Annotated in this window: 24 protein-coding genes and 2 tRNA genes; 11 read left to right on the top strand and 15 right to left on the bottom strand. The window is 70.8% G+C overall.

Annotated elements, in window-relative coordinates:
- Positions 1–37: 37 nt before the first annotated feature.
- Complete coding sequence (locus ACIRJR_RS09025; protein ID WP_403776028.1) at positions 38–853, bottom strand: SOS response-associated peptidase; 816 nt, start codon at positions 851–853, stop codon at positions 38–40.
- Positions 854–928: 75 nt separating this feature from the next.
- On the opposite strand from ACIRJR_RS09025, the gene ACIRJR_RS09020 reads away from it, so the two are divergent.
- From ACIRJR_RS09020 to ACIRJR_RS09005, 4 genes are all read left to right on the top strand, one after another.
- Entirely contained in the window at positions 929–1,642 is a 714-nt protein-coding gene (locus ACIRJR_RS09020) for a M50 family metallopeptidase (RefSeq protein ID WP_403776025.1), read from the top strand.
- Between the two features lie 114 nt (positions 1,643–1,756).
- Entirely contained in the window at positions 1,757–3,136 is a 1,380-nt protein-coding gene (aroA, locus tag ACIRJR_RS09015) for a 3-phosphoshikimate 1-carboxyvinyltransferase (protein WP_403776022.1), read from the top strand.
- 4 nt (positions 3,137–3,140) lie between these two features.
- Positions 3,141–4,157 carry a ribosome small subunit-dependent GTPase A gene (rsgA, locus tag ACIRJR_RS09010; protein ID WP_403776019.1) on the top strand — a complete coding sequence of 339 codons (1,017 nt, stop codon included), beginning with the start codon at positions 3,141–3,143 and terminating at the stop codon, positions 4,155–4,157.
- Between the two features lie 112 nt (positions 4,158–4,269).
- Positions 4,270–4,593, top strand: coding sequence for a multidrug efflux SMR transporter (locus ACIRJR_RS09005; RefSeq protein ID WP_104788939.1), 324 nt, complete (start codon positions 4,270–4,272; stop codon positions 4,591–4,593).
- On the opposite strand, the gene ACIRJR_RS09000 is transcribed toward ACIRJR_RS09005, so the two are convergent.
- Complete coding sequence (locus ACIRJR_RS09000; RefSeq protein ID WP_403776015.1) at positions 4,485–5,123, bottom strand: TetR/AcrR family transcriptional regulator; 639 nt, start codon at positions 5,121–5,123, stop codon at positions 4,485–4,487. The genes ACIRJR_RS09005 and ACIRJR_RS09000 overlap by 109 nt on opposite strands.
- Before the next feature lie 129 nt (positions 5,124–5,252).
- Here ACIRJR_RS09000 and hisN point away from each other — a divergent pair, with 129 nt between their 5' ends.
- Entirely contained in the window at positions 5,253–6,053 is an 801-nt protein-coding gene (gene hisN, locus ACIRJR_RS08995; protein ID WP_403776012.1) for a histidinol-phosphatase, read from the top strand.
- A gap of 303 nt (positions 6,054–6,356) precedes the next feature.
- The gene (locus ACIRJR_RS08990; RefSeq protein ID WP_403776009.1) at positions 6,357–6,758 is read left to right on the top strand and encodes a cyclic nucleotide-binding/CBS domain-containing protein; all 402 of its coding nucleotides are present in this window, start codon (positions 6,357–6,359) and stop codon (positions 6,756–6,758) included.
- 355 nt (positions 6,759–7,113) lie between these two features.
- Here the strand turns inward: ACIRJR_RS08990 and ACIRJR_RS08985 are convergent, their stop codons facing one another.
- Positions 7,114–8,583 carry a catalase gene (locus ACIRJR_RS08985; protein WP_403776006.1) on the bottom strand — a complete coding sequence of 490 codons (1,470 nt, stop codon included), beginning with the start codon at positions 8,581–8,583 and terminating at the stop codon, positions 7,114–7,116.
- 157 nt (positions 8,584–8,740) lie between these two features.
- Here ACIRJR_RS08985 and ACIRJR_RS08980 point away from each other — a divergent pair, with 157 nt between their 5' ends.
- Positions 8,741–9,160 (top strand): Fur family transcriptional regulator, encoded by a 420-nt coding sequence (locus ACIRJR_RS08980; protein ID WP_403776003.1) that lies wholly within the window; start codon positions 8,741–8,743, stop codon positions 9,158–9,160.
- A gap of 94 nt (positions 9,161–9,254) precedes the next feature.
- Here ACIRJR_RS08980 and ACIRJR_RS08975 read toward each other — a convergent pair.
- From ACIRJR_RS08975 to ACIRJR_RS08960, 4 genes are all read right to left on the bottom strand, one after another.
- Positions 9,255–9,328 (bottom strand) — tRNA-Met (locus tag ACIRJR_RS08975).
- Between the two features lie 92 nt (positions 9,329–9,420).
- Positions 9,421–11,523, bottom strand: coding sequence for a sel1 repeat family protein (locus ACIRJR_RS08970; protein ID WP_403776000.1), 2,103 nt, complete (start codon positions 11,521–11,523; stop codon positions 9,421–9,423).
- Between the two features lie 212 nt (positions 11,524–11,735).
- Positions 11,736–11,809: transfer RNA gene (locus ACIRJR_RS08965), tRNA-Met, on the bottom strand.
- A 42-nt stretch (positions 11,810–11,851) separates the two neighbouring features.
- Positions 11,852–14,779, bottom strand: coding sequence for a UPF0182 family protein (locus ACIRJR_RS08960; protein WP_403776445.1), 2,928 nt, complete (start codon positions 14,777–14,779; stop codon positions 11,852–11,854).
- 127 nt (positions 14,780–14,906) lie between these two features.
- Here ACIRJR_RS08960 and ACIRJR_RS08955 point away from each other — a divergent pair, with 127 nt between their 5' ends.
- Entirely contained in the window at positions 14,907–15,476 is a 570-nt protein-coding gene (locus ACIRJR_RS08955; protein ID WP_403775997.1) for a PPA1309 family protein, read from the top strand.
- Between the two features lie 21 nt (positions 15,477–15,497).
- On the opposite strand, the gene ACIRJR_RS08950 is transcribed toward ACIRJR_RS08955, so the two are convergent.
- The 4 genes from ACIRJR_RS08950 to ACIRJR_RS08935 all read right to left on the bottom strand — a co-directional run bounded on the left by ACIRJR_RS08950 (position 15,498) and on the right by ACIRJR_RS08935 (position 18,822).
- A complete protein-coding gene (locus ACIRJR_RS08950) occupies positions 15,498–16,604 on the bottom strand; it encodes a PDZ domain-containing protein (protein WP_403775994.1) in 1,107 nt (368 codons plus the stop codon).
- A 203-nt stretch (positions 16,605–16,807) separates the two neighbouring features.
- Positions 16,808–16,978 (bottom strand): hypothetical protein, encoded by a 171-nt coding sequence (locus ACIRJR_RS08945; RefSeq protein WP_014048224.1) that lies wholly within the window; start codon positions 16,976–16,978, stop codon positions 16,808–16,810.
- A gap of 127 nt (positions 16,979–17,105) precedes the next feature.
- Complete coding sequence (locus tag ACIRJR_RS08940) at positions 17,106–17,567, bottom strand: molybdenum cofactor biosynthesis protein MoaE (RefSeq protein WP_403775991.1); 462 nt, start codon at positions 17,565–17,567, stop codon at positions 17,106–17,108.
- Between the two features lie 112 nt (positions 17,568–17,679).
- Complete coding sequence (locus ACIRJR_RS08935) at positions 17,680–18,822, bottom strand: SDR family oxidoreductase (protein ID WP_403775988.1); 1,143 nt, start codon at positions 18,820–18,822, stop codon at positions 17,680–17,682.
- Positions 18,823–19,013: 191 nt separating this feature from the next.
- Here ACIRJR_RS08935 and ACIRJR_RS08930 point away from each other — a divergent pair, with 191 nt between their 5' ends.
- Positions 19,014–20,474 (top strand): zinc-dependent metalloprotease, encoded by a 1,461-nt coding sequence (locus ACIRJR_RS08930; protein ID WP_403775985.1) that lies wholly within the window; start codon positions 19,014–19,016, stop codon positions 20,472–20,474.
- Complete coding sequence (locus ACIRJR_RS08925; protein WP_403775982.1) at positions 20,471–21,013, top strand: NUDIX hydrolase; 543 nt, start codon at positions 20,471–20,473, stop codon at positions 21,011–21,013. The genes ACIRJR_RS08930 and ACIRJR_RS08925 overlap by 4 nt, the downstream gene beginning before the upstream one ends.
- Before the next feature lie 70 nt (positions 21,014–21,083).
- On the opposite strand, the gene ACIRJR_RS08920 is transcribed toward ACIRJR_RS08925, so the two are convergent.
- The 4 genes from ACIRJR_RS08920 to ACIRJR_RS08905 form a co-directional block, all read right to left on the bottom strand.
- On the bottom strand, positions 21,084–21,839 hold the full coding sequence (locus ACIRJR_RS08920) for an AIM24 family protein (protein WP_403775979.1): 756 nt from the start codon (positions 21,837–21,839) through the stop codon (positions 21,084–21,086).
- Between the two features lie 18 nt (positions 21,840–21,857).
- Positions 21,858–22,538: an AIM24 family protein gene (locus ACIRJR_RS08915; RefSeq protein WP_403775976.1), complete on the bottom strand. Its 681-nt coding sequence runs from the start codon at positions 22,536–22,538 to the stop codon at positions 21,858–21,860.
- An 11-nt stretch (positions 22,539–22,549) separates the two neighbouring features.
- The gene (locus tag ACIRJR_RS08910) at positions 22,550–24,124 is read right to left on the bottom strand and encodes a TerD family protein (RefSeq protein WP_403775973.1); all 1,575 of its coding nucleotides are present in this window, start codon (positions 24,122–24,124) and stop codon (positions 22,550–22,552) included.
- A gap of 106 nt (positions 24,125–24,230) precedes the next feature.
- Positions 24,231–24,854, bottom strand: a complete 624-nt coding sequence (locus ACIRJR_RS08905) for a M48 family metallopeptidase (RefSeq protein WP_403775970.1) — start codon at positions 24,852–24,854, stop codon at positions 24,231–24,233.
- A 179-nt stretch (positions 24,855–25,033) separates the two neighbouring features.
- Between ACIRJR_RS08905 and ACIRJR_RS08900 the strand changes: the two genes are divergently transcribed.
- Entirely contained in the window at positions 25,034–26,179 is a 1,146-nt protein-coding gene (locus ACIRJR_RS08900) for a ThiF family adenylyltransferase (protein WP_403775967.1), read from the top strand.
- Positions 26,180–26,236 lie beyond the last annotated feature (57 nt).

The following is a 26,236-nucleotide window of genomic DNA, read 5'->3' as shown; positions in this document are numbered from 1 at the left end:
GTCCCTGTCGTACGGCTCACGGACCCATCCTGCCGCCTCAGAAGAGTGTGCCCACCTCAGGCGCGGCGAGCTCGTCCAGGAGTTCCGGACCGTTGTTGCGCACGTTGCTGACCGCTGTGGCCACCGGATAGGCCCGCATCAGCCCGCCGGGCGGCGGCTCCAGCAGCGCCTTGAGCTCCTCGACGTCGGTGCGCGACGGGTCGAGCCAGTCGTCCCAGCGGTCCGGGGTCAGCATCAGCGGCATCCGGGGGTGGATCTCGGACAGCGAGGCGGGCCCCTCGGCGGGGGCCACCGCGAGGGGGGACGTCTCCGCCTCGGTGGTGATCACCGAGCAGGTGACCCACCAGGCCTGTGGATGGTCGTCGGGGAGTGTCCGGTCGCGCCAGAACTCGTACAGACCGGCCATGGCGAAGACGGAGCCGTCGGCGGGGGTCACGAAGTACGGCTGCTTGCGCGGCCGCTTCTTCCTGCCCTTCTCCTCCAGCTGCCGCTCGTCGGCGCCGGTGACCCACTCGTAGTAGCCGTCGGCGGGCAGGATGCAGCGCCGGGACACGAAGGGGCGGCGGAAGGACGGCTTCTCGTGGACCGTCTCGGCGCGGGCGTTGATCATCCGGGCGCCGCCCTCCGGCGACTTCGACCAGGACGGCACGAGCCCCCACTTCAGGGCGCGCAGCTGGCGAACCGGCCGTTGATCGTCCGCGTCCTTCACAGGACGGTCCAGGACCGCGTAGACCTCCTTGGTGGGCGCGACGTTCCAGTCGGGCTCCAAGGTCTCCGTGGGTTCCCACTTCTCCACGCCGAAGAGCCCGGTCAGATCCTCCGGCCGCCGACTCGCTGCATACCGTCCGCACATGAGTGCCAGACTGCCACGACCCGCCACCCGAGTGGACAGAAGATCCCTCGACCACCTCAAGGAGCCGCCCGCACCATGGACAGCACCGATCTGGGCGATCTGTGGGATCGCGTCTTCGGCACCCAGCCCGCCCCCGAGCAGTGGCTGGTGGTCGTCACGGCCACCGCGGCGCTCGTCGCGGTGGTCCCGAACCTCATATGGCGGCTCTCACGCAACGCGATCACCATCGCGCACGAGGGCGGCCACGGTCTGGTCGCCCTGCTCACCGGGCGGCAGCTCTCCGGCATCCGGCTGCACTCGGACACCAGCGGCCTCACCGTCAGCCGCGGCAGGCCCACCGGCATCGGAATGATCCTCACGGCGGCGGCGGGCTACACGGCGCCTCCACTGCTCGGCCTGGGCGGTGCCTGGCTGCTCACCAACGGCCGGATCACCCTGCTCCTGTGGCTGGCCACCGCGCTCCTGGCCGTGATGCTGGTGATGATCCGCAATCTGTACGGGGCGCTCACGGTCATCCTCACGGGGACGACCTTCCTGCTGGTTTCCTGGCTCACCTCGGCCGACGTCCAGTCGGCGTTCGCGTACACGGTGGTCTGGTTCCTGCTGCTCGGCGGCGTGCGCCCGGCCTTCGAGCTGCAGTCGAAGCGCAGGCACGGCGGTGCCCCCGACTCCGACGCGGACCAGCTCGCGCGGCTGACGCACGCGCCGGCCGCGATCTGGCTGTTCCTCTTCCACGCGGTGTCGCTCTGCTCGCTGATCGGCGGCGGACGCTGGCTGCTCGGACTCTGAGGTGTGCGGGCGGGCACTCGTGGGCACCGGCCCTGTACCACCCTTGTATTACGCCCCCATTTCCTCCTTTTTGTTCAGGATCTGGGTTTGCGCTGAGCCACTAAAGTGAGGGGCATGACCGAAAGTTCCGTGCACCCCGCCCTCTGGCCCGCCCCCCTCGCGACCGGGGCCGTCGACGCGACCGTCACCGTGCCCGGATCGAAGTCGGTCACCAACCGCGCTCTCGTCCTCGCCTCGCTCTCCTCCGAGCCGGGCTGGCTGCGCCGCCCGCTCCGCAGCCGCGACACCCTGCTGATGGCCCAGGCCCTGCGCGCGATGGGCGTCGGCATCGAGGAGGGCGTCGGCCCGGACGGCTCGGGCGAGGCCTGGCGCGTGATCCCCGCCGGTCTGCACGGTCCGGCCCGGGTGGACGTCGGCAACGCGGGAACCGTGATGCGCTTCCTGCCGCCCGTGGCGTGCCTCGCGGACGGCCCGGTCCACTTCGACGGCGACCCGCGGTCCTACGAACGTCCGCTGCACGGCGTGATCGGTGCCCTGAAGTCCCTGGGAGCCAGGATCGACGACGACGGCCGGGGGACGCTGCCCCTGACCGTCCACGGCGCGGGCGCGCTGGACGGCGGCCCGGTGTCCATCGACGCCTCCTCGTCCTCCCAGTTCGTCTCGGCCCTGCTGCTGTCCGCCCCCCGGTTCAACCAGGGCGTGGAGGTGCGCCACACCGGATCCGCACTGCCGTCCATGCCCCACATCCGGATGACCGTCGACATGCTGCGCTCGGTCGGCGCCCAGGTCGACGAGCCCGAGTCGGGCGGTGAGCCCGACGTCTGGCGCGTCTCCCCCTCCGCCCTGCTGGGCCGCGACCTGACCGTGGAGCCCGATCTCTCCAACGCCCAGCCGTTCCTGGCCGCCGCCCTGGTGACCGGCGGCCGGGTCACCGTCCCCGACTGGCCGCTGCGGACCACCCAGCCGGGTGACGCGCTGCGCGCGATCTTCACCGCAATGGGGGGCGCGTGCGAGCTGACCGAGCGCGGTCTCACCTTCAGGGGCTCGGGCAGGATCCACGGCATCGACATCGATCTGAGCGAGATCGGTGAGCTGACGCCGGGCATCGCGGCTCTCGCCGCCCTCGCCGACTCCCCGTCCACCCTGAGCGGCGTCGCCCATCTGCGGCTGCACGAGACGGACCGGCTGGCGGCGCTCACCAAGGAGATCAACGGCCTCGGCGGCGACGTCACGGAGACCGCCGACGGCCTGCGCATCAACCCCCGCCCGCTGCGCGCCGGCACCTTCCACACGTACGACGACCACCGGATGGCGACCGCGGGCGCGATCATCGGCCTCTCCGTCGCCGGGGTGGAGATCGAGAACATCGGCACCACGGCCAAGACCCTGCCGGACTTCCCGGAGATGTGGACCGGCATGCTCGGGGAACCCTCCGGCGCCGTGGGCGTCTCACCCGGGGTGCTCGGCGCCGCCCCGGCGAGGCGCGGAGCCTGAGGACATGCGCCGCTACGGGAAGAACCCCGACGAGGACGACATCCGCGTCCGGCCCAACCCCAAGGGCAACCGGCCCCGCACGCACACGCGTCCCAAGCACGAGGACGCCGAGGACGGCATGGTCCTCACCGTCGACCGGGGCAGGCTGACGTGCCTGGTCGAGGACCGCACGGTGGTGGCCATGAAGGCCCGCGAGCTGGGCCGCAAGGCCGCCGTGGTGGGCGACCGGGTCTCCCTGGTGGGTGACCTCTCCGGCGACAAGGACACCCTGGCGCGGATCGTGCGGATCGGTGCGCGCACGTCGGTGCTCCGCCGCACGGCGGACGACGACGATCCGTTCGAGCGGGTGGTCGTCGCCAACGCCGACCAGCTGGCCATCGTCACGGCGCTCGCCGACCCGGAACCACGCCCGCGCATGATCGACCGCTGCCTGGTGGCGGCGTACGACGGCGGGCTCACCCCGCTCCTGGTGCTGACCAAGTCCGACCTCGCCTCGGCCGACAAGCTCCTGGAGGCCTACACCCCGCTGGGTGTCCCCTACGTCGTGACGAGCCGCGAGGAGCTGGAGAACGGCGACGCCGCCGACCGGGTCCGCGAGCTGCTGAACGACCGGGTGACCGCCTTCGTCGGGCACTCCGGGGTCGGCAAGACGACCCTGGTCAACGCCCTGGTACCGAAGGACCGGAGGCGTACGACCGGGGTGGTCAACGCCGTCACGGGCCGCGGCCGGCACACCACCACCTCGGCGCTCGCACTTCCGCTGCCCGACGGCCGCGGCTGGGTGGTCGACACCCCGGGCGTGCGGTCGTTCGGGCTCCACCACGTCGACCCCTCCCGGGTCATCAACGCCTTCCCCGACCTCCAGCCGGGTACGGAGAACTGTCCGCGCGGCTGCACCCACGACGGCCAGGAGCCGGAGTGCGCCCTGGACGCCTGGGTCGCGGAGGGACACGCCGACCCGGCGCGGCTCGACTCCCTGCGGAGGCTGCTCTCGACCCGGGAGCGGCGCGAGGGGGACTGAGACGCGGCGGCGGATGCCGCCCGACTCGCGCACGTTTGCGGCCCCCCAGGGCCGGTAAGGGCATAATCGCCCGAGCAGGACGTAGCGTCACCTATGTGGGAGGCACCGGACGATGGCGTGGTTGCTGGTCGTGGTCGCTGGACTGCTCGAGACCGGCTTCGCCGTGTGCCTGAAGCTTTCGCACGGATTCACCCGTCTCTGGCCGACCATCGCGTTCTGCGCGTTCGCCCTCGGGAGCTTCGGCCTGCTCACACTGGCCCTCAAGAAGCTCGACGTAGGCCCCGCGTACGCCGTGTGGACGGGCATCGGGGCCGCGGGGACGGCGATCTACGGGATGGTCTTCCTCGACGACGTGGTCTCCGCGCTCAAGCTGGTGTCGATCTCACTGGTGATCATCGGCGTGATCGGCCTGCAGCTGTCCGGTTCGGCGCACTGAGCCGCGGGTTCCGACGGCACCAGCGCGTAGGAGAGGGCGAGCCTGAGCGCGATCTCGCAGGCCGGCACCAGCTTCGCCGGGTCACGCGGCACGGGACCCCGCTGCAGCGCGGCGACGGCCCGGTCCCGGACGAGCACCAGCAGTTCGGCGGGCGTGGGAAGTGCGGCCCCGGCGTCCCGCCCCGCGGGAGCAAGTGCTCCCGGTCCGGGTAAGCGGTCGCCCCAGACGCCCGTGAGCAGCGCCTTGACGAGCACGTCCGCGCGGGCCGCCCGGACCGTCCAGCGGGCGAGTTCCGCGAGCCCTTCCCCCTCGGCCCGGCCGAGTGTCTCCTCCACACCGTCCAGACAGGCGTCCACCGCGCGCCTGATCAGCGCGTGGGCCAGACCGCCCTTGCTGCCGAACTCGTTGTAGAGGGTCTGCCGGGAGACCCCGGCGGACGCGGCCACGTCGACCATGCGCACGGCGGTCCAGGGCCGCGTCGACAGCGCCGAGTGCGCGGAGTCCAGCAGTGCTTCTCGCGCCGATGGCATCGTCGCCTCCCACGCCGGGGGCCGGGGACCTGTGGTCAGGGTTGACGCGCCCAGGAGCACTGTCAAGGGTCCGACGGCCCCGCGCGGGGCCGTGTAGCCCGGGCGGGTGGCTGTGGATACTGTGACGGCATGCCCGACTACCACGATGATCTGCGCCTGGCCCATGTACTGGCGGACGCCGCCGACGCGGCGACGATGGACCGGTTCAAGGCTCTGGACCTCAAGGTCGAGACCAAGCCGGACATGACGCCGGTGAGTGAGGCCGACAAACACGCGGAGGAGCTGATCCGCGGGCACCTGCACCGGGCCCGCCCCCGTGACGCGATCCTGGGCGAGGAGTACGGGATCGAGGGCACGGGCCCGCGGCGCTGGGTCATCGACCCGATCGACGGCACGAAGAACTACGTACGGGGTGTCCCCGTCTGGGCGACGTTGATCTCCCTGATGGAGGCGGGCGAGGACGGCTTCCAGCCCGTGGTCGGCGTGGTGTCGGCACCGGCGCTGAACCGCCGCTGGTGGGCGGCGAAGGGCGCCGGGGCCTTCTCCGGCCGCAGCCTGACGTCCGCGACCCGGCTGCACGTGTCGAAGGTCGAGCGCATCGCGGACTCCTCGTTCGCGTACGCCTCGATGACCGGCTGGGAGGAGCAGGGCCGGCTCGACGGTTTCATGGACCTCACGCGGGCCTGCTGGCGCACCCGGGGCTACGGGGACTTCTGGCCCTACATGATGGTCGCCGAGGGGTCGGTGGACATCTGTGCGGAGCCGGAGCTCTCCCTGTGGGACATGGCGGCGAACGCGATCATCGTCCAGGAGGCGGGCGGGCGGTTCACCAGCCTCGACGGCGTCTCCGGGCCCGGCGGCGGCAACGCGGCGGCGTCCAACGGGCTGCTCCACCACGAGCTGCTCGGCTATCTCAACCAGCGCTACTGAGACCCGGTCCCGGTCTCCGCGGCCTACGTCACCGAGCGCGGCAGAGGACCGGCCGGCCGGGAGTGCCCCCGGTCCGGCCGCGTGCACGCGGCCGGACCGGCCGGATGGCTGCCGTCGGGAGCCGCGTGTGCGGCCACCCGCGGTACCGGGATCCGTCCGGCGCACCCCGCGGTGCCCGGGGCGCCGGGGCCTTGTCGAGTTCCCTCCGAGGTGCCACTCTGAGAGTCCCCCCATTTGTGAACTTGTGAATCGGCTCACGAAGACCGCTCCACAGGTCACTTCACGAAGGAGGTGGCTCCTTTCATGCTCGTCCGTGACGCCATGAGCACACTGGTCCTGACCATCGGACCGGCCCATACGCTCCGCCAGGCGGCCCGGCTGATGTCGGCCCGCCGCATCGGAGCGGCTGTCGTCCACGACCCGGACACCTGCGGCCTCGGCATCATCACCGAGCGCGACATCCTCGACGCGGTGGGCTCGGGCCTGGATCCGGATGTCGAGACCGCGTCCACCCACACCACCACCGATGTCGTCTTCGCCTCCCCCGCCTGGACCCTGGAGGAGGCCGCGGAGGCCATGACACACGGGGGCTTCCGGCATCTGATCGTGCTGGACGGCCATGGCCCCGTCGGCATCGTCTCGGTACGCGACATCATCCGGTGCTGGGTCCCGGTGCGGCGGCGGGCGGCCGAAATGGTGCTCTGACCGCGAGCGGGCACCCCGACGGAAGCGGCGGCCCGCCCGTCGCACCCAGGGCCCACCGGGCAGGACCGGCTGCGGTCGGGACCCGCCGCACCCCGGGCCCGGCACGACGGCGGGCCGGGCGCCCCCTGAAACGCCCGAGGGACATCCGGCCCGCCGTCGCCGACAGGCGTCCGCGCCAGGGCCTCTCGTCTGGACCATGCCGGGCTCGCGCGGCCCGGCACCGCACCACTCCCCCGGACTCCGTCCGGGGTACCCCCGCGGCGTTGCCGTCAGTCGCCGGCGACTTCCTCGTCCGCCTCGCGACACACGGCACCGGACCCCGCGCCGCGATCCGGCCTGATCCGAACGGAAACCCCTAGCCGCGCAGGGCCTGGACGGCGGCGTCGAGCCGCTTGCCGAAGTCTCCGTCGGCCCGGCGGAAGTTGCCGATCGCGCGCTCGGCGATGTCGTCGCGCGAGACCTGGGAGATGAACCCGGCCAGGTTGTCGATCAGCCGGCCCTTCTCGTCCTCCGACATGAGCCGGTAGAGGTTGCCCGCCTGCACGAAGTCGTCGTCCTCGGCGTGGCTCGGGGCCTCGTGGCCGGCGGTGCCACCGGTGACGGGAACCGGCTGCCAGAGCGGCCGGCCGGTCTGGACGGGGCCGCCGAAGCTGTTCGGCTCGTAGTTCCTGGCGCCCTTGTGGCGGCCGTCGTACAGGTGGCCGTCACGGCTGTTGGTGCGCGCCTCGGTGGCGTGGGGGCGGTTGACCGGCAGGTGGTCGGCGTTGACGCCGACGCGGTAGCGGTGGGCGTCGCCGTACGCGAAGAGACGGCCCTGGAGCATCTTGTCCGGGGACGGGCCGATGCCGGGGACGAAGTGCGCCGGGCTGAAGACCGACTGCTCGACCTCGGCGAAGACGTTCTCGGGGTTGCGGTTGAGCTCGAGCTTCCCGATCTCGATCGGGGGGTAGTCCTCGTGGGGCCACACCTTGGTGAGGTCGAACGGGTTGAAGCGGTACGCCGCCGCCTCGGCCGCCGGCATGACCTGGACCTGCACGGTCCACGTCGGGTAGTCGCCCCGCTCGATGGACTCGCGCAGGTCGCGCTGGTGGCTGTCCGGGTCCACGCCGGAGAGGCGGACGGCCTCCTCGGTGGTGAGGTTCTCGATGCCCTGGTCGGTCTTGAAGTGGTACTTGACCCAGAAGACCTCGCCGGCCTCGTTGTTCCACTGGTAGGTGTGCGAGCCGTAGCCGTTCATGTGACGGTACGACGCCGGGATGCCCCGGTCCCCGAACAGCCAGGTCACCTGGTGCGTGGACTCCGGCGACAGACCCCAGAAGTCCCAGACGTTGTCCGCCTCCTGCGAGCCGGTGTACGGGTCGCGCTTCTGGGTGTGGATGAAGTCGGGGAACTTGATGGCGTCCTTGACGAAGAACACCGGGGTGTTGTTGCCGACGAGGTCGTAGTTGCCCTCTTCGGTGTAGAACTTCAGCGCCCAGCCGCGGGGGTCACGGACCGCGTCGGCGGAGCCGAGGCTGCCCGCCACCGTGGAGAACCGCAGAAAGGTCTCGGTCTGCCTGCCGGCCTCCGAGAGGAACTTCGCCCGGGTCCACCGCGAGACGTCGCGGGTCAGGGTGAACGTGCCGTAGGCGCCGGCGCCACGGGCGTGCACCACCCGCTCCGGGATGCGCTCGCGGTTGAAGTGGGCGAGCTTCTCGAGAAGCGCCTGGTCCTGGACGAGAACCGGCCCACCGGGGCCGGCGGTCTCGCTGTTCTGGTTGTCGGCAACCGGAGCGCCGGCCTCCGTGGTGAGCGGTCCCTGAATCACGTGTGCCTCCTGCGTCATGACCCTGCACGGCGTCGCGCCCTGTGCGGTCCGTTCTCGGCCGCAGCCTGCCCTTGGCCGATATGCATCGATCCTACATTGGATTTAGTCCAATGTAGGCTGACATCTAAAGTCACACCTATTCGGGACTCGGTCGTCCCACTGTTAGGCTGACCCCATGAGTGACCTCCTGGAACGACTTCGTGGACGCGGCTGGCGCATGACGGCCCAGCGGCGCGTGGTGGCCGAGGTTCTCGTGGGGGACCATGTGCACCTGACGGCGGACGAGGTGCACGCGAGGGCCGTCGAACGGCTGCCCGAGATCTCCCGCGCCACCGTCTACAACACGCTGGGCGAGATGGTGACCCTCGGCGAGGTCATCGAGGTCTCCACCGACCGGCGTGCGAAGCGGTACGACCCCAACGCCCACCGCCCTCACCACCATCTGGTGTGCGGGCTGTGCGGGGCGATCCGGGACGTGCACCCGTCGGGCGACCCACTGGCGGACCTGCCCGCCGACGAGCGCTTCGGCTTCACCGTCTCGAACGTCGAGGTGACCTACCGGGGCGTCTGCCCGAGCTGCGCCGCCACGGCCTGAGGAGGCGCCCGCCGCCGCCCCTTCGGGGGCGGCTTTGCGCGGGCATACGACAGAGGCCCGGATCCTTGGAAGGATCCGGGCCTCTGTCTTTCAGTAGCGGGGACAGGATTTGAACCTGCGACCTCTGGGTTATGAGCCCAGCGAGCTACCGAGCTGCTCCACCCCGCGTCGTTGTGAGTGCAACAGTACGGCACCCCGGCCCGCAGGAGCAAATTCATTCCCGGGACACCCGTGCGGCCCCCCGCACCGGCCGGCCGTCGTCACGCGGTGAGCTCCTGATGCAGCGCCTCCAGGAGCCGAGCCGCTCGCTCCGCGACCTCAGCCGGACCCAGTTCGACCGCCCGGGCGCACCAGCGCTGCCCCTCGGTGAGCTCGCCCCTGCGGGCGGCGAGCAGGGCCAGACGCAGGGCCGCCCGGCCGTGCCCGTCGTTGGCGGCGCGGCTCCACCACAGGGCCGCCTCACGCTCGCTGCCCTCCCGGGCGAGCAGCAGGCCGAGGTTGAACGCCCCGTTGCTGCTGCCCGACTCGGCGGCCTCGCGGTACCAGCGGGCGGCGTTGGCCATGTCGCCTCGCGCGGCCGCGAGCATTCCGGCCCTGACCTGGGCACGGCGGTGCCCCTGCTCGGCGGCCCTCTCGTACCACTCCTCGCACTCGGTCTTCTCCGGCATCGGCTCCCCCAGGGCGGGAGGCCCGGGGGCCGGCTGGCGCAGGTCGAGGACACCGGCCAGCCGGAAGGCCGCCTCGGCGCTGCCGCCACCCGCGGCGCAGCGGAGATGGCGCTCGGCCTCCCGCTCCTCGCCGTCCCTCAGCAGCGCCATGCCGACCTGGAGCGCGGCATCGGTGTGCCCGGCCGCCGCCGCCCGCTGGTACCAGCCGAGTGCCGTGCGGTCCTCGTCCCGTCCGGCGTGCAGGATGCCGAGATTGAAGGCGGCGTCCACGCTGCCCGCCTCGGCCGCCTTGGAGAACCACGGCTCGGCCCCGGTCGCGTCGCCCTCCTGGAGCAGCAGGACGGCCAGCGCGTTCGCCGCCTCACGGTGCCCGGCGTAGGCCGCACGGCGGTACCACTGCTCCGCCTGCGGGATCCGGTCCTGAGCCGCGCAGAGAAGACCGAGGTTGTACGCGCCGTTGACGTCACCGGCGTCCATGGCGGCCCGGTACCAGCGCTCGGCGGTCTGCTGCTCGCCCCTGGCGGCGTGCAGCGCGCCCAGCGCGTTGGCGGCGTTGCCGTCGCCGTCCTGGGCGGCACGCAGCCACCAGACGGCGGCGCTCTCCTCGTCGCCCGCGTCGCGCAGCAGGAAGCCGAGGGCGCAGGCCGCGCGGGCCTCGCCCTCCTTGGCGGCGGTGAGGTACCAGCGGCCGGCCTCCTTCAGCTCACCGCGCTGTTCGAGGATCGCGCCGAGATGCAGGGCGGCACGGCGGTGGCCGCGCGCGGCGGCCTGGCGGTACCACTGCTCGGCCTCGCCGACCCGTCCGGAGTCGGGGCCCGCGACGGGGCTGTCGCGCTTCACCGGCGCACCGGCGTCCAGCCCGGGGCGGCTCTCGCCGACGACGCGGCCCAGCCCGAAGGCGTCGTGCGCGTCACCGACGGCGTTGCGCTCGATCGTCCGCGCCAGGCGGTACGCGGCCTCCCGGTGGCCCTGCTCCGCGGCCGCGCGCAGCCAGCGCTCTGCGCCCGCGTCGCCGCGGTGCTCCAGCAGATCGGCCAGTGCGTACGCGCCCAGCGCGTGGCCCTGTTCGGCGGACTGGCACAGCCAGTACTCGGCACCGGGCTCGTCGCCACGCTCACGGAAGTGGCGCCCCAGAGCGTGCGCGGCGGCGGCGGAGCCGGCGACGGCGGCGATACGCCACCACCCTGCCGCCTCGTCCGCGTATCCCCTCTGGTGGAGCAGCACACCGAGGTTGTTCGCCGCGGCACGGTCTCCCTCGGCGGTGGCGGCACGCAGGTAGGCCTCCGCGCCGTCCAGGTCGCCGCGGCGCAGCAGGAGGGCACCCAGGACGCTCATCGACGCCGCGTCACCGGCTTCCGCGGCTCGACGGTGCCGGGCCTCGGTCTCGTCGGCGTGGTCCGCGGTGTCGGTGGTGTCCGCACCCTCGGCGGTGTCCGTGCCCCTGGCGGTGTCCGCGGCCCTGGCGGCGTCCGCGCCCCCGGCGGTGTCCGCGGCTTCAAAGGCGCCGCCGCTCTTGGCGGCGCCGACCGTGCCGTTGACACCCGCGGCCAGGATCGGGGCCTCGTGCGCGCCGTCGGCGGTCCCGGCCAGGGCAGCGGCGAATGCCGCATCTGCCTCGTTTTCCGCCGTCCGGCCGCGTCGCTGCACAAACCGCCCTGTCTCCAACAGAGTTGCCCTGTCCCCCATAAATACCATCGTCGCACCACCTGCAACCCGCGTACACCTGGTATATCGCGGCCAGTGAGGTCACTTCAGCGTTTTGTCGACATGCCCACAGAGAGACAAGTGAAACACGGCTGGGTCCAACTGGTGCCCCGCGAACCGCACTTCACTCCGACAACTTGAGAAAACGCCTCATGACATGACAAAGGCCCGGATCCCAAAGGATCCGGGCCTTCACCTTTCAGTAGCGGGGACAGGATTTGAACCTGCGACCTCTGGGTTATGAGCCCAGCGAGCTACCGAGCTGCTCCACCCCGCGTCGTTGTGTTCAAACCGTACCACGACGCGGGGTGGACCTTTCTCAGCTGCCCTGGTCGCCGCCCTCCGGCTTCCCGGTGCCCTCCGTGCCCGGCGATCCGCCGCCGGACTTGGGCTGGGCCGCGGCGGCCCGCTCGAGCGCCTCCTGCAGGTCCGACTGGGCCTTGCCGTAGGCCTCCCAGTCCTGCTCCTTGAGGGCCGCCTCACCGGCGGTGTACGCCTCCTGGGCGTCCGCGATGGCCTTCTTCAGCGCCGCTTCCCCGGTGGCCGGCGGCTCCGTGGTGTCGCCCGGTGGCTCGGTCGGCTCCGTCGGCGGCGTGGTCGGGTCGGAACCCTCGACCCCGAAGACCGCGTTGAGCGCCTCCCCGAGACTGTTCTCGAAGACGATCTTCGATCCGTACGAGGCGGCCACCTTGCGCAGCAGCGGGTAGTTCTGCGTGCCACCGCGCGTGTAGACCGGTTCGATGTAGAGGAAGCCCCCGTCGAGCGGCACCGTCAGCAGGTTGCCGTACTCGATGTCCGAGTCGGTGCCCTTGAGGTTCCTCACGAACTCGGCCACGTCGTCGTTGCCGTTGAGCTCACTCTGTACCTGGCCGGGGCCCTTCACGGTGGTGGTGACTCTCAGCAGTCTTATCGTGCCGTAGTCCTTGCTGGCCGCGTCCGCGTCCACCGCCATGAACGCCCCGAGGTTGGGCCGCCCTCTCGGGGTGAACGTCGTGGTCAGCGAGAACTTCTGCGTGTCCTGACCCGGCATCTTCATGCTCAGGTAGTACGGCGGGACGGCCCCGGGCTCCTTGTTGGTGGGGTCGTCCGGCACCTGCCAGGCGTCACTGCCGCTGTAGAACTGCGCCGGGTCCTCGACGTGGTAGCGCGTGAGGAGCTCCCGCTGGACCTTGAACAGGTCCTGCGGGTACCGCAGGTGGTCCATCAGGTCCTGCGGGATGTCGCCCCGCGACTTCACGGTCCCGGGGAAGGCCTTGCGCCACGTCTTGAGCACCGGGTCCTCGGTGTCCCACTCGTAGAGCGTGACCTTGCCGGTGTAGGCGTCGACGGTGGCCTTCACCGAGTTGCGGATGTAGTTGACCTGGTTCTGCTGGGCGACGACCGCACGCTGGTTGGTGGTCAGCGAGTCGGCGGTGGTGTCACCGAGCGTCGTACGCGAGGCGTACGGATAGCCGTTGGTCGTGGTGTAGGCGTCGACGACCCACTGGATGCGCTTCCCGACGACCGCCGGATAGGCGTCGCCGTCGATGGTCAGCCAGGGGGCGACCGCCTCGACGCGCTCCTTGGGGGTCCGGTTGTACAGGATGCGTGATCCCTCGCCGATGGCCCCGGAATACAGGATCTGCGGCTCGCTCATGGACACCGCGTAGGCGGCGCGGTTGAACGCGTTGGAGAGACTGACCCCGCTGTCACCCTTGTAGCTGGTGGTCTTCTCGCCGTCCTCCTCGTAGTCGAGCTCCTTCTGGGGCCCGCCGACGATGGAGTACTGCTCGGTCTTCTCGCCGTAGTAGATCCGCTGCTCGTACTCCCCCAGCTCGCCGGTGGTCGGCAGGCCCGACTCCGTGAAGTCCGGGGAGCCCGCCGGGTTGGTGCCCGTCGTGGTGCCCCGGGCCGCGATGGCGCCGTAGCCGTGGGTGTACGTGAAGTGGTCGTTGATCCAGTTCCGCTTGGGAAGGCCGTCGAGGTTCAGCTCGCGCAGGCCGATGACGGTGTCCTGCTCCTTGCCGTCCTCACCCTTGTAGCGGTCGACGTCCAGCGTCCTGGGGAACTGGTAGTAGTTCCTCCGCTGCTGGAGCTGCTGGAACGCCGGGGAGACGACGTTCGGGTCCATCACCCGGTAGCTCGCCGCGTCGCTCGCGGAAGCCCTGAGCTTGGCCTCGTCCGTCGTCGTGCTCTTGCCGGAGTAGTCGTCCACCTGTGCGTCGTCGATGTCGTAGGCATCACGCGTCGCGTCGATGTTCTTCCGGATGAACGGTGCTTCCTTGGCCTGCTCGTTGGGCTGGACCTGGAACTTCTGCACGATCGCCGGGTAGAGACCGCCGATGAGGATCGCCGACAGCACCATCAGCCCGAAACCGATCACCGGCAGCTGCCAGGTGCGCCGCCAGAGGGTCGCGAAGAAGAGCACGGCGCAGATCACCGCGATGCAGAACAGGATCGTCTTCGCCGGCAGATAGGCGTTGGCGTCGACGTACCGCAGGCCCGTCCAGTTGTCCGTGGCCTTGAAGTCGCTCGACTTCACCGCCAGGCCGTACCGGTCGAGCCAGTACGCCACGGCCTTCAGCGAGACGAAGACGCCCAGCAGCACGGAGAGATGGCCGGTGGCCGCACCCGTCGCCCGCGCGCCGGGGCTGGTAACCCGCAGCCCCCCGTAGAGGTAGTGGGTCACGGCCGCCGCGATCAGCGACAGCACCACGGCGGCGAAGCCGAACCCGAGCAGGAAGCGGTACCACGGCAGGTCGAAGGCGTAGAAGGAGACGTCCAGCTTGAACTGGGGGTCCTTCTGCCCGAACGACACGCCGTTGACGTACATCAGCCATGTGCGCCACTGGCCCGACGCGGAGGCGCCGGCGATCAGCCCGACGAGCGCGGTGACCGCGAGCAGCACCCACTTCTTGTAGGGGGCGACGCTCATCCGGTACCGGTCGAGGCTCTGCTGCTCCAGTGACATCGCGCTCAGCGGCGGCCGGAGCCGGTGTGCGAGCCAGATGTTCACACCGATGGCCACGGCCATCAGCAGTCCGAAGACGAGGAACAACCCGATCTTGGTCCACAGAGTGGTGGTGAAGACGGAAGAAAACGCGACCGACCTGTACCAGAGCCAGTCCGTCCAGAACCCCGCGAACATGACGAAGGCCATGGCGAGGACCGCCAGGACACCCAATGTCATGAGCAGGGTACGGACGCGCCGGGACGGGCGGCCGACTCTGATCCGTGGCCCGGTCGGGCCTCCGCCGCGGTCCGGCATCTGGAAAGCCAACGTGCGCACCTCGAAGTTCGCGGTCGTGTGAAGCAGGCCCAGCGATCGTAGAGCCCACCTATGCAACTTACTGAGGCTTTACCTAGTTCCCGTTCCCGGGGCAGAAGGAGGCAGGATGTCGAGCATGCCCAACGTTTCTCCCTCAGGCCCTCCGATGGCCGCGAGCCCACTCACCGTCGCCGTCCTCGAAATCGACGCGTACGCCGCCACACTCGGCTGGGACCAGCCGGCCCGGCTCTTCGCCCTCGTCGACACCGCCCGGCTGCGTGCCCACGAGCCGGGGCTCGCCGCCCAGCTCGGAATCGACGACTCCGCATCCACCGCCGCCACCCTCACCCCCGTCGAGCAGGAGGAGCTCCCCGCGGGCACCGCGCTGGACGAGTTCCTCGCCACGATCGCCTGGCCCGACGCCGTGGTCGGCTGTGCCATGACCGTGGAGCGGATGATGCTGCCGCCGTCCGCGGAGGCCTCCGTGCCGGACGGCCTGACCGACGCCCAGCTGACCAAGTGGGTGTCCGGGCACCCGGACCGGCAGGAGGTCCGTATGACCGTGGCGGTGCTGCGGGACGGGGCGCGGGACTCCGCCGTCCGCCTGCGGGAGAAGGACTCCCCGACCGAGGTCCTGACCGGTGCGGGGCTGGTCCCGGGGCTGGCCGAAGCACTCGCGGCCACCTTCGAGTCCTGACCCCTCGCGCGGGGGCCGGCCTCAGTCGGTCGAGCAGCTCGGCAGGCCGGCCGTGTCCCCCGCGCGGATCTTCTCCAGGGACCTCTTGGCGTCGTCGAGGGTCTTCACCCTCACCAGGGTGAGGCCGTCGGGGGTGTCCGACGCCGCGGCGGCACAGTTGTCGTCCGGCGTCAGGAAGTAACCGGCGCCCGCGTCACGGGCACCGACCAGCTTCATGTTGATCCCGCCGATGGGGCCGACCTTGCCGTCGTCGTCGATGGTGCCGGTGCCCGCGATGAACTTGCCGCCCGTCAGCTTTCCGGGCGTCAGCTTGTCGATGATGCCGAGCGAGAACATGAGGCCGGCGCTCGGGCCGCCGACGTCGGCGAGCTTGATGTCGATCTCGAACGGGAACGTGTGGTCCGTCCCTGCCTGGATCCCGACGATCGCCCGGTCCTCCGAGGGGTTCGAGGGGTCCTTGGGCGCCTTCCGCGTGGTGAGGGTGACGTCCTGGGAGCCCGTGGGCTCCTTGCGCGCCTTCTCGGCGGCCGCCGCGGCCTTGGCGGGGACGACGGTGAAGACGACGTCCTCGCCGGGCTCGTGCTTCGTGACGAGCTTCGCGACGTCCTCCGGGCGCTCGACCGCCGTACCGTCCACGGCCTTGATCACATCGCCCGCGTGCAGCTCTCCCTCGGCGGCGCTGTCCTTCACGACGGTGGAGACGACCACACGGGAGGTGACGGGGATCTTCAGCTCCTCCAGGGCGGCCACCTTGGCGCTCTCCTGGGACTGGCTGAACTCCTCGGCGTTCTCCTGCGTCGACTGCTCCTCCGTCTTGCCGTCCGGGTAGAGCGTGTCGTGGGGCACCACCACGCTGTCGTGGGCCAGCCAGCCGTAGACCGCCTCGACGATGTTCATGTCGTAGTCCGCGCCGGTGACCCGGACCGTCGTCATGTTGAGGTTCCCGGACGTCGGGTACGTCTTGTGCCCGCTGATGTGCAGCACCGGCTCGCCCCGGGCATCACCGAGGGTGTTCACCGTCGGCCCGGGAGACATCTCGGCATACGGCACGCGGAGCAGCACGCCTGCGCAGAGCAGCGCGATCAGGATGAGGGTGGAGGCGAGCATCGTCGCGGTGCGGCGTGGCATGGAACGACAGTACGGGAACGGCCTGTCAGTGCACCGTCGGGGCCGGTCCGTACGGGGCGGACGGCATGGGGGGTCCGGCAGGAGCGAGGGGCGTCACGGCCCGCTCGCCGTGCGGAGCGCGCTCGACGGTTCGCTCGCCGCGCGGACTGTGCCCGCGGGGCCGATGCGGTACGGAATTGGCAACTGCGTACAGCTGCGGAGTCTCAGACGGCCTCGGAACCGGAGTGCGATTTCTCCATCGCTTCACGGAACCTGGCGTAGCCGGCGAGTTCGGTGACGTCACCGGTCGTTCGGTTGCGGGCTGCCCACCCTCCCCATATCGCCGCGCCGAGCGCGGCTATGAGTGGAATCAACAGCCAAGCGAGTGCTGCCATCACGACCTCCCTGCCCCATGAGCGACCGCAACCGCCGATCAGAAGATTAACCACCTGCAGGACCAACGCTCACGGCAGGGGTGCGGTTACGCAAATCGGGGCTGATGCCCCCTGGGACGGTTTGCGCTCAGCAGGCGCCGACCCACTCCTCCGTGCCGTCGGAGAAACGCTGGTGCTTCCAGATCGGGACCTCGTGCTTGAGGTCGTCGATCAGCTTGCGGCAGGCGTCGAAGGCCTCACCCCGATGGGCGCAGGACACGGCGACGACCACGGCCAGATCGCCGACGTCCAGTTCACCCACCCGGTGGACGGCGGCCAGTGCCCGCACCGGGAACTCCGCCACCACCTTCTCGGCCACCCTGCGGAGCTCGTCGCCGGCCGTCGGATGGCAGGAGTACCCGAGGGAGCCGACGTCCTGGCCGTCGTCGTGGTTGCGCACCGTGCCGACGAAGAGGGCCATGCCTCCAGCGGCGTCGTCCCCGACCGCGCGGAAGATCTCGTCGACGGAGAGCGGTGTGTCACGGATGTCCAGAAGCCTGATGGGGTCCTGGGCCGCCTGCTCGCCGGGGTGGTCGTGGGTGCGTGCCATGAGGCCATCGTGCCGCACGGCACCGGCTTCACGGAATAGCGCTTTCGACCGGTGGCGCGCCGGCCCGCTTGGAGCCTCCTACCAGGCGGGGCCCGGGCGGACCGCGGCCGGCCTAGAAGCGGCGGCGTGCTTTGCGGGCCCGCCGGACCAGCGCCGCCGTGCCGAGCAGTGCGACGGTCGCCCCGGCGGCCCCGGCCGCGGTGGCGTCCTTGCGGCCGAGCCTGCGTCCGGCGACCGTGTGGCGCCCCTCCACCTCTTCCAGGAGAGCCGCCAGGACCTCCTCGTTGGTCCACCGGGGGCGCCATCCCGCGTCGTGGAGCCGGCTCACACTGACCACCCAGGGGTGCATCGTGTAGGCGAGATCGCCCGCCGGCGACGGGGTGAGACCGATCCGGTGCAGCCTGGCGGCGGCGCCGAGCGCGACGGCGGACGGCAGCTCCATGCGCCGCACCCCGGAGAGCTCCTCCACCTCCTCCTGTTCGAGCCAGCCGTCGCAGCCGACCGCGAACTCGCCCTCGATCTTCTCGAGCGCGGCGTACTCCAGGGCGCTGACCAGGTCGTCCACATGGCAGAACTGCCAGGCGGGCCGTGAACCGGCGACGACGAGGAGCCGGGGGGACTCGAAGTACCGGGTGAGCGCCGTGTCCGTGCCGCCGACCAGGACGGTGGGGCGGACCACCGTGACGTTGAGGCCGGGGTGCGCACGGGGCGCGCGGCGGCCCAGTCTCTCGATCTCCAGCAGGTCGCCGACCCCGGTGGCCTCCGCGGTGGCCCGCAGCTCGGCGTCCTCGGAGAGCGGGATGTCGTTGTCGGGCAGAGCTCCGTAGACCATCGCCGAGGTGCACAGCACGACCCGGTGGACGCCCACGGCCGCCGCCGCTGTCAGCACGGTCTGCGTGCCCCGTACGTTGTACGCGGTACGGGCGGCGGGGTCGGTCTCCAGGTCGAGGTCGAGCGCCATGTGCACGACGACGTCCGCGCCGCGCAGCTTCTCGGCGATGGCGGGGTCCCGTACGTCCAGGACGTGCCACGTCGCCTCGGAGACGTCCCCCCGGCGCTCGTCGATGGCGATGACCTGCTTGATCGCGTCCGATGCGGCGAGGTGGGCGGTGAGCAGCTCACCGACGCCGGTCGCGGCACCTGTGACCGCGACGACGGGGCCGCGGCTTCGGGAGAGATTTTTCGTGGGCTTGCTTTCGGGCGAGGGGTCGGCCAGGTTTCGCGCTGCGCGAACCTGCGGATCTGGGGAACTCACCGGGCGTCTCCAGCGGTTGTCTTCAGTACGTACCCGAATGACGCGTACGTACCAGGTGGCGTCCATCCTGCCGCAGGCCGGGAGCCGGCGGAGCACTGAGGCCCCAAGCGGTCTTTGGTGTCTACGCTGGATGGTGATGTCGGGCAGTCGCCGTCGGTTCGAGCCGGCGGCCCTACGAGCCGAGGAAACCCGTGAGTGACACCCCATTCGGATTCGGCCTTCCGCCGGAGGAGCCGGAAGACGGCGACGAAGGCAAGAAGAAGGACCCCACCGGTGGTGGGCAGGGCTCGGGCGGGCCGGCGAACCCGTTCGGCTTCGGGCCCGGCGCGGGCGGGGACAACCCGTTCGCCGCGATGTTCGGCTCGATGAACCCGAACGACCTGGGTGCGGCCTTCCAGCAGCTCGGCCAGATGCTGAGCTACGAGGGCGGCCCGGTCAACTGGGACATGGCCAAGCAGATCGCCCGCCAGACGGTGTCGCAGGGCACCACGGACGGCAGCAAGGACGCGAGCGTCGGTCCCGCGGAGCGGTCCTCCGTCGACGAGGCACTGCGGCTCGCCGACCTCTGGCTGGACGGCGTGACGTCGCTGCCGTCGGGCTCCGTCTCCACGGTGGCCTGGAGCCGCGCCGAGTGGGTCGAGGCCTCCCTGCCCGCGTGGCAGCAGCTGGTGGACCCGGTCGCCGAGCGCGTCGGCCTGGCCATGGGCGATGTCCTGCCCGAGGAGATGCAGGCCATGGCCGGCCCGCTGATCGGCATGATGCGGTCGATGGGCGGCGCCATGTTCGGCCAGCAGATCGGGCAGGCCGTGGGCGTGCTCGCCGGCGAGGTCGTCGGATCGACCGACATCGGCCTCCCGCTGGCGCCGGCGGGCAAGGCCGCGCTGCTGCCGCTGAACGTCGAGCGGTTCGGCAAGGACCTGAGCGTGCCGCAGGACGAGGTGCGGCTGTACCTGGCGCTGCGCGAGGCGGCCCACCAGCGGCTCTTCGCACATGTCCCGTGGCTGCGCTCGCATCTCTTCGGCGCCGTCGAGGCCTACGCCCGAGGCATCAAGGTCGACACCAGCAAGCTCGAGGACGTCGTCGGCCAGTTCGACCCGTCGCAGCCCGAGCAGCTTCAGGACGCTCTTCAGCAGGGCATGTTCCAGCCGGAGGACACTCCCGAGCAGAAGGCGTCGCTGGCTCGCCTGGAGACCGCTCTGGCCCTCGTCGAGGGCTGGGTGGACGCAGTGGTCCACGAGGCCGCGAAGTCCCGGCTGACCTCCGCGGACGCGCTGCGCGAGACCATGCGCAGGCGCCGGGCCTCCGGCGGTCCCGCCGAGCAGACCTTCGCCACGCTCATCGGGCTGCAGCTGCGGCCCCGCCGGCTGCGGGACGCCTCGCGGCTGTGGGCCTCGCTCACGGACGCCCGGGGTGTCGACGGCCGCGACGGCCTGTGGGAGCACCCCGACATGCTGCCGACGGCCCACGACCTGGACGACCCCGACGGCTTCGTCCATCACGAGCAGCTGGACTTCTCCGAGCTGGACAAGATGCTCGGTGAGGCCGCGAAGGGCACGCAGAAGCCCCCCGCCGAGGGCGACCGGGCCAGGAGCGAGGACGAGGAGCCCGGGGACGGGCCGAAGACCGAAGGCAAGGACGACACCGGTCAGTGAGCCTGCACGACGACGCCGTCTCGGTACTCAGTGGCTACGCCGGGGCCGACGCGCAGCAGGCCGCGCTGCGCAAGACGTATCTGGACCATCTGGCCGCGCATCCCGACGGCATGTGGAAGGCGTGCGGAGCCGGGCATCTGACCGCCAGCGCGCTGGTGATCGATCCTGAGCGCGGCAGGGTCCTGCTGACGCTGCACAGGAAGCTGCGGATGTGGCTGCAGATGGGCGGGCACTGCGAGCCCCAGGACACCTCCCTGACGGCTGCGGCCCTGCGTGAGGCCACGGAGGAGTCGGGGATCGCCGGGCTCACCCTGCTGCCCGGCGGGCCCGTACGGCTGGACCGGCACCCCATCCCGTCGCCCTGCCACTGGCACCTCGATGTGCAGTACGCGGCGACGGCGTCGGCCGGGGCTGTGGAGCAGATCAGCGAGGAGTCCCTCGATCTGCGCTGGTTTCCCTACGACGAGGTGGCAGGGGTGGCGGACAGCTCGGTCGTACTGCTTCTGGAAGGCACCCGCGCGCGACTGGATCGCGGCTAGACAGCAGGTGAGGGGCGGTTTCCCATGGAAACCGCCCCTCAGCCGCCGATCTCCGCGGGCCTGCGGAGGCTCAGTTCCAGGCGTTGTTCTGGTTCTGGCCCCTCGCACCCTGCTGGCCCACACCGAACTGGGCCGCGGCGCCCTGGCCGATCTGCGCGTTCTGCGGAGGCAGCACCTCACTCGGCTGGACGAGAGCGAAGCCCTGGCCCAGGAAGCTCAGCTCCCAGCCCTCCCCCGTGTTCCCACGGCGCCGGAAGACGCCCGAGGAGTGGGTCTGGGCCTGCATCTGGACCCTCAGTCCGCTCGACCAGGCGACGATCGCGTCCGCGTCGACATTGACGTACTTCTCCGGGGTGACCTGCATCATCAGCGGCTGTCCGGAGGTCATCAGCGCGACCTTGCCGTTGCCGGAGATGTTGAGCTGGTACTTGCCGGTGCCGGAGATCCCGTACTGGCTGTCCACCGCGATGACCTCGGTGTGCAGCGAGGAGTCCAGGGCGAGCACGTAGGCGCTGTCGACCGTCATGCCCTCGTGGTCGACGTCGATCACGTGGACGTACTGGGCGAGGTTCGCGAGGTAGACCGTGCCCTGGCCGGAGCAGCGCATCAGGTCGAGGCCCTCGCCCGTGTTCCTGCGTGCGCGGCGCTGGCCGTGCGACTGGTACTCACCGTCGAACTCCATGAGCCCCTGGTACGCGACCATGGCGCCCTTACGGGCGAGGACGTCGTCATGGCCCGTCAGCGCGACCCGCAGGAGCTGCGGGTTCTGCACGGTGTAGCGGTCCTGGGACTGTTGTTCGGTGTGGCTGAAAAGCGGACTCTGCATGATGTGTTCCTCCCCCGCTCAGTTCCGGACGCGCAGGCGGTCGGTACTGTCCTCGCTCGGCTGGACGACGACGATGCCCTGACCGGAGAAGGCCATCTGGTAAGCCTCTCCACTGCCGCGGCCGATGAGCGAGCTGGCCTTGAAGCTGCGCTTGCCCTTCACCTTGAGGTTCGGGGACCACGCCACGAGTGCGTCGGGGTCGACGTACGTCTCGTCGTCGCCCCTGCCGCAGTCGACGACGATCGGCGTGCCGCGCGAGGTGATGGCGACCCATCCCGTCCCCTGGACCATGACGTTCCACAGGCCCTGGCCGGCGAATTTGGCGAGGCCCTTGACCCGCTCCACACCCCAGGTGAGGTGGCCGTCGAAGGCCAGGAGATTGGTGCCGTTGACCGAGAGCGAGTCGTTGTTCAGATTGATGACGACCACATCGGCACCGTAGTCGGCGAGGTAGAGCAGTCCGTCGCCGGCGCACTTCATCAGGGGCGCGCCCTCACCGGTGATCCACTGGGAGGCGATCTGGCGGACGGCGGGCGGGTTGGGTTCGTACTGGATGAAGCCCTCGTAGGCCACCATCGAGCCTGTGCGCGCGTAGAGGTCCTGGCCGGTGGCCATGGCGACCTTGAGCATCGTGCGGCCGTGGTTCTCCATGCGGGCCGTGACGGGGGTCGGGGCGAAGCCCGCGAGTTGCTGGTTCATGACGGGCTCCCTCAGACCTCGTAGGGCTGGACGACGACGAAGTTGCCGGGTGCTCCCCGGAACTGGAGGTTGACGGTCTCCCCGCTGTGGCCCGGGTAGGCGTTGCGGCGCAGCCTGACCTGGCTGGAGAGGATCACCTGGGACGCGGCCGACCACGCGACCACGGCATTGCAGTCGGCGAAGGTGGTCGGGGTGACCGGAAGGACGACGGGCACGCCATGGGTCTTGACGACGACGGTTCCGGTGCCCTGGAAGAGCATGGTGAACAGAGCGCCGCCGGGAATGCCCTGCCCTTCGATCCTGCGGACCTCGTACTGCAGGGACTCGTCGAAGGCGAGGACGCTCTCCGCGGAGACGCAGATGCCGTCGCCCTGCAGCTCGATGGGGTGCAGATGGGCCCCTTCCTCGGCGAGGAAGACCTGGCCGCGGCCGGTGCAGCGCATCAGCTGCATCTCCTGGCCGGTGGCGTTGCCGACCATGCGGCCGGCGAACCCCGCACCCTTGTAGCCGAAGTCGACCTTGCCCTGGTACATCACCATGCTGCCCTGACGGGCCAGCACCGGCGTACCCCCCATCGTGAGGTCGACGCGCATGAGCTGCTGGTTCTGTGAAGTCCAGCGCTGCCCGGTGGCCGCCTCCTTGTAGGGCTGAAGGGCGGCCTGCAGGCCTGCGCCGCCCGCCGGAACACCCTGGGGAACGCCTTGCGGCATCCCGGGCTGCGCGCCTGGCGGCTGTTGGCCGAACGGCGGCGGGGGCTGTTGGCCGAACGGCGGCGGGGCCTGGCCGAACGGCGGGGCCACCGGCGGAGCACCCTGTCCCGGGACCTGTCCGAACTGCGGCTGCTGGGGCGGCTGCCCGTACGGTGCGGGGGCCTGCGGCGGCGGCGACAGCGGAGCCGCGAGCGTCGGCGCGGCATGCACCGGCTGCTGCTGCTGCGCGGGAGCGCCGAAGGCAGGAGCCGGCTGCGGAGCGACGGGAGCGCCGAAGGCAGGGGGTGCGGAGGACTGGGCGGGGGGTGCGAACGAGGGGGCGGCCTGGGCCGGCGCGGCGGGCTCCTCCTCGGCGACTTCGCCGCCGAAGTTCTTGAGCAGCGCGTCGAGCCCGCCGTCGAATCCCTGGCCGACCGCGGCGAACCGCCAGACGTCCTTCAGGTAGAAGTCGCCGAGCATGACCGCGCGTTCGGTGGTGAACTCGGAGCCGGTGAAGGCGTACTTCACCACTTCCTCACCACCGGCGACGATCCGGATATAGCCGGGACCGACCTGCGACATCTGCCCGGCACCATCGAGCGTCGCGGTGAAGGACAGCTTGTGGATGTTCGCCGGAATGCGGTCGAGGGTGACGCGGAACGACTCGGTGTCACCGGCCTGCGCGCCGAGAAGCTGAATGGACTCCTCAGGCGATTTCGGCTGATTGAAGAAGATGAAATACCGGTCGTCGGAGAGCTGCTCGTTGGCGTCGAGACCGAAGCAGCTGATGTCGAACGTCAGGCCGGGGCCTGCGATCTGCACACCTACGTACAGATCCGTCCCTGACGTGAGATCACTGATCTTGGCCTTGTGGCCGCGTTGGAATTCCCTGGCCATGCGTAACGACCGTCCCCCATCCCGAAGGTGAATGCGTCGCGTCAGGCTAACCGCAAACCACGACAATGAGCCAAGCCGGTACAGACCCGGTACAGAATCGGCGAGGTCACTCCTCGCGGGCGCCCGGCAGATGCGGAAGCCGGTCGGCGGCCACGACCCCTTCGAGATAACCACGCGCGCGCTCGGTTCGGGAGTACGTCTCCAGCAGCCGCCAGAAGCGCGGACCGTGACCGGGAACCAGCAGGTGCGCCAGCTCGTGGAGGAGGACGTAGTCCAGAACGTACTCCGGCATGCCCTGCAGCCGGTGTGACAGGCGGATGCTGCCCTCGGCCGGAGTGCAGGAGCCCCAGCGGGTGTTCTGATTGGTCACCCACCGCACGGAGGCGGGCCGCGCCCGGCCCCCCAGGTACTGGCCGGAGAGCCGCTCGGCCCGGTCCGCGAGCTCGCTGTCACCGATGACGCGCTTGCTCTCCTGTGCGGCGAGTTTGTCGAGCATCACGCCGACCCAGCGCTGCTCCTCGGCCTCCGACATCCGGGCCGGGATGAGCACGATGGTGCGATCGCCCTCCCGGTACGCGGAGACCGTTCTGCTGCGCCGGGCGCTTCTGCGGACCTCGACCGCGCTCGACACAGATACGCGGGGCTGCTGGATGGCTGCGCTGCGCTGCCGGCGTCCGGCGCTGCGCGCGGGGGTCTCCCCGGCGAGACCGGGAGACGAGTCGGCGGGCACGACACGACGTTACCCGCTGGCGGCGGGGGAAGTCCCGCCTCCTCGACGGTTCAACGTTGATCCACTTCTCGGTCCGCACCATTTGAACGACTAATACCCCAGCCTGTGGATAACTTTCGGCCCGTTCCGCCGTCACGTTGCATTCTGGCAACAGATCCGACACCGACCTGGGAGAAGTCATGCATCCGATGCTGAAGCCCGCACTCCGCCGGGCCTGGCGTGGACGGAACACCGTGCAATTCGGCGTGACGCCGGCGCACGCGGTGACGCTGGGGCCGATGGATATCGCGACCGGCAGCTTTCTGGAACTGCTCGACGGAACGCGCGGACTTCCCCTGCTCCGCGAGGAGGCCAGAGCTCTGGACCTGTCGGACCGTCACGTGGACATTCTCGTATCCCGTCTTACGGAGGCGGGTCTGCTGGACGATCCGGATGCGGGTGGTCCGGAAGCGGATGCCTTACGCCGTCGGGCCGAGACGCTCGAACGGCAGCGCCCGGACGCGGCGGCCCTCTCCGTCGTTCACCCGGCGCCCGGCGGCGGGCTGCGCAGGCTCGCTGCCCGGCGCGCGATGCGGGTCCAGGTGCGCGGCGCCGGCAGGGTCGGGGCGGCGATCGCAGCCGTGCTGTCCGGATCGGGAGTGGGTCACGTGGAAGTGCTCGACGGCGGCCGCGTCGAACCCTGGGACGTGGCCCCGGGCGGGCTCCCGGCCTCGTCGGTCGGTGAGCGCCGGGACACGGCGGCCCGGCAGCTCGTGCGCAGGTCCGCGGCCGGGGGGCCTCCCCGGCCGGGCGGATCGGGCTCGGCTCCGCCGGGCGCCGAACCCGCGCTTTCCCTGATCGTGGCGGCTCCCAGGGACGGCCTCTCGGTCTATGCCCCCGATCCGGATGTCGCCGCCCCATGGGTCGCTTCGGGTACGCCGCATCTCTACGCGGGAGTGATCGAAGCCACCGGAGTGGTCGGACCGCTGGTGCTCCCCGGAGGCACCGGCTGCGCCGGCTGCCTCTCCCTGCATCGAGCCGAGGCCGACCCCCAGTGGCCGAGGATGCTCGCGCAGTGGAGGTCCGGACGTCGCACGTGCGTGCAGGCCTGCGACCTGGGTCTGGCGACAGCGGTGGCCGGTCTGGCCGCGTCCCATGCGCTGTCCTTTCTCGACGGGGAGCTCCCCGCCTCCACGGGCGCGCGGTGGGAGGCCGCCATGCCTCTGCTCGACTGGCGGTCGGAGCGGCTGCGGCCCCATCCCGACTGCGCCTGCCGTGCCGCCGGGCACACTGAGGCGGAGCTCACCTCCACGGCCGGCGCCACGCAGGACACAATGGCCGGGTGACCGTAGGCGGAGCGGAGCCGGATACTCGCGCGGCACGGCAGTCTGGGAACTGGAGGG

It is taken from the genome of Streptomyces sp. NPDC102402 (assembly GCF_044765765.1).
In the GTDB taxonomy this organism is placed as follows: domain Bacteria; phylum Actinomycetota; class Actinomycetes; order Streptomycetales; family Streptomycetaceae; genus Streptomyces.
This window is presented reverse-complemented; position numbering and strand designations above follow the sequence as displayed.

Coding starts and splice junctions, on each gene's coding strand:
- ACIRJR_RS08950 (WP_403775994.1), bottom strand. CDS start 16,604: ATGCCACGCCGCACCGCGACGATGCTCGCCTCCACCCTCATCCTGATC.
- ACIRJR_RS08940 (WP_403775991.1), bottom strand. CDS start 17,567: ATGGCACGCACCCACGACCACCCCGGCGAGCAGGCGGCCCAGGACCCC.
- ACIRJR_RS09020 (WP_403776025.1), top strand. CDS start 929: ATGGACAGCACCGATCTGGGCGATCTGTGGGATCGCGTCTTCGGCACC.
- ACIRJR_RS08980 (WP_403776003.1), top strand. CDS start 8,741: ATGAGTGACCTCCTGGAACGACTTCGTGGACGCGGCTGGCGCATGACG.
- rsgA (WP_403776019.1), top strand. CDS start 3,141: ATGCGCCGCTACGGGAAGAACCCCGACGAGGACGACATCCGCGTCCGG.
- ACIRJR_RS08915 (WP_403775976.1), bottom strand. CDS start 22,538: ATGAACCAGCAACTCGCGGGCTTCGCCCCGACCCCCGTCACGGCCCGC.
- aroA (WP_403776022.1), top strand. CDS start 1,757: ATGACCGAAAGTTCCGTGCACCCCGCCCTCTGGCCCGCCCCCCTCGCG.
- ACIRJR_RS09025 (WP_403776028.1), bottom strand. CDS start 853: ATGTGCGGACGGTATGCAGCGAGTCGGCGGCCGGAGGATCTGACCGGG.
- ACIRJR_RS09005 (WP_104788939.1), top strand. CDS start 4,270: ATGGCGTGGTTGCTGGTCGTGGTCGCTGGACTGCTCGAGACCGGCTTC.
- ACIRJR_RS08985 (WP_403776006.1), bottom strand. CDS start 8,583: ATGACGCAGGAGGCACACGTGATTCAGGGACCGCTCACCACGGAGGCC.
- hisN (WP_403776012.1), top strand. CDS start 5,253: ATGCCCGACTACCACGATGATCTGCGCCTGGCCCATGTACTGGCGGAC.
- ACIRJR_RS08970 (WP_403776000.1), bottom strand. CDS start 11,523: ATGGTATTTATGGGGGACAGGGCAACTCTGTTGGAGACAGGGCGGTTT.
- ACIRJR_RS08910 (WP_403775973.1), bottom strand. CDS start 24,124: ATGGCCAGGGAATTCCAACGCGGCCACAAGGCCAAGATCAGTGATCTC.
- ACIRJR_RS08990 (WP_403776009.1), top strand. CDS start 6,357: ATGCTCGTCCGTGACGCCATGAGCACACTGGTCCTGACCATCGGACCG.
- ACIRJR_RS09000 (WP_403776015.1), bottom strand. CDS start 5,123: ATGCCATCGGCGCGAGAAGCACTGCTGGACTCCGCGCACTCGGCGCTG.
- ACIRJR_RS08945 (WP_014048224.1), bottom strand. CDS start 16,978: ATGGCAGCACTCGCTTGGCTGTTGATTCCACTCATAGCCGCGCTCGGC.
- ACIRJR_RS08960 (WP_403776445.1), bottom strand. CDS start 14,779: ATGCCGGACCGCGGCGGAGGCCCGACCGGGCCACGGATCAGAGTCGGC.
- ACIRJR_RS08955 (WP_403775997.1), top strand. CDS start 14,907: ATGTCGAGCATGCCCAACGTTTCTCCCTCAGGCCCTCCGATGGCCGCG.
- ACIRJR_RS08920 (WP_403775979.1), bottom strand. CDS start 21,839: ATGCAGAGTCCGCTTTTCAGCCACACCGAACAACAGTCCCAGGACCGC.
- ACIRJR_RS08900 (WP_403775967.1), top strand. CDS start 25,034: ATGCATCCGATGCTGAAGCCCGCACTCCGCCGGGCCTGGCGTGGACGG.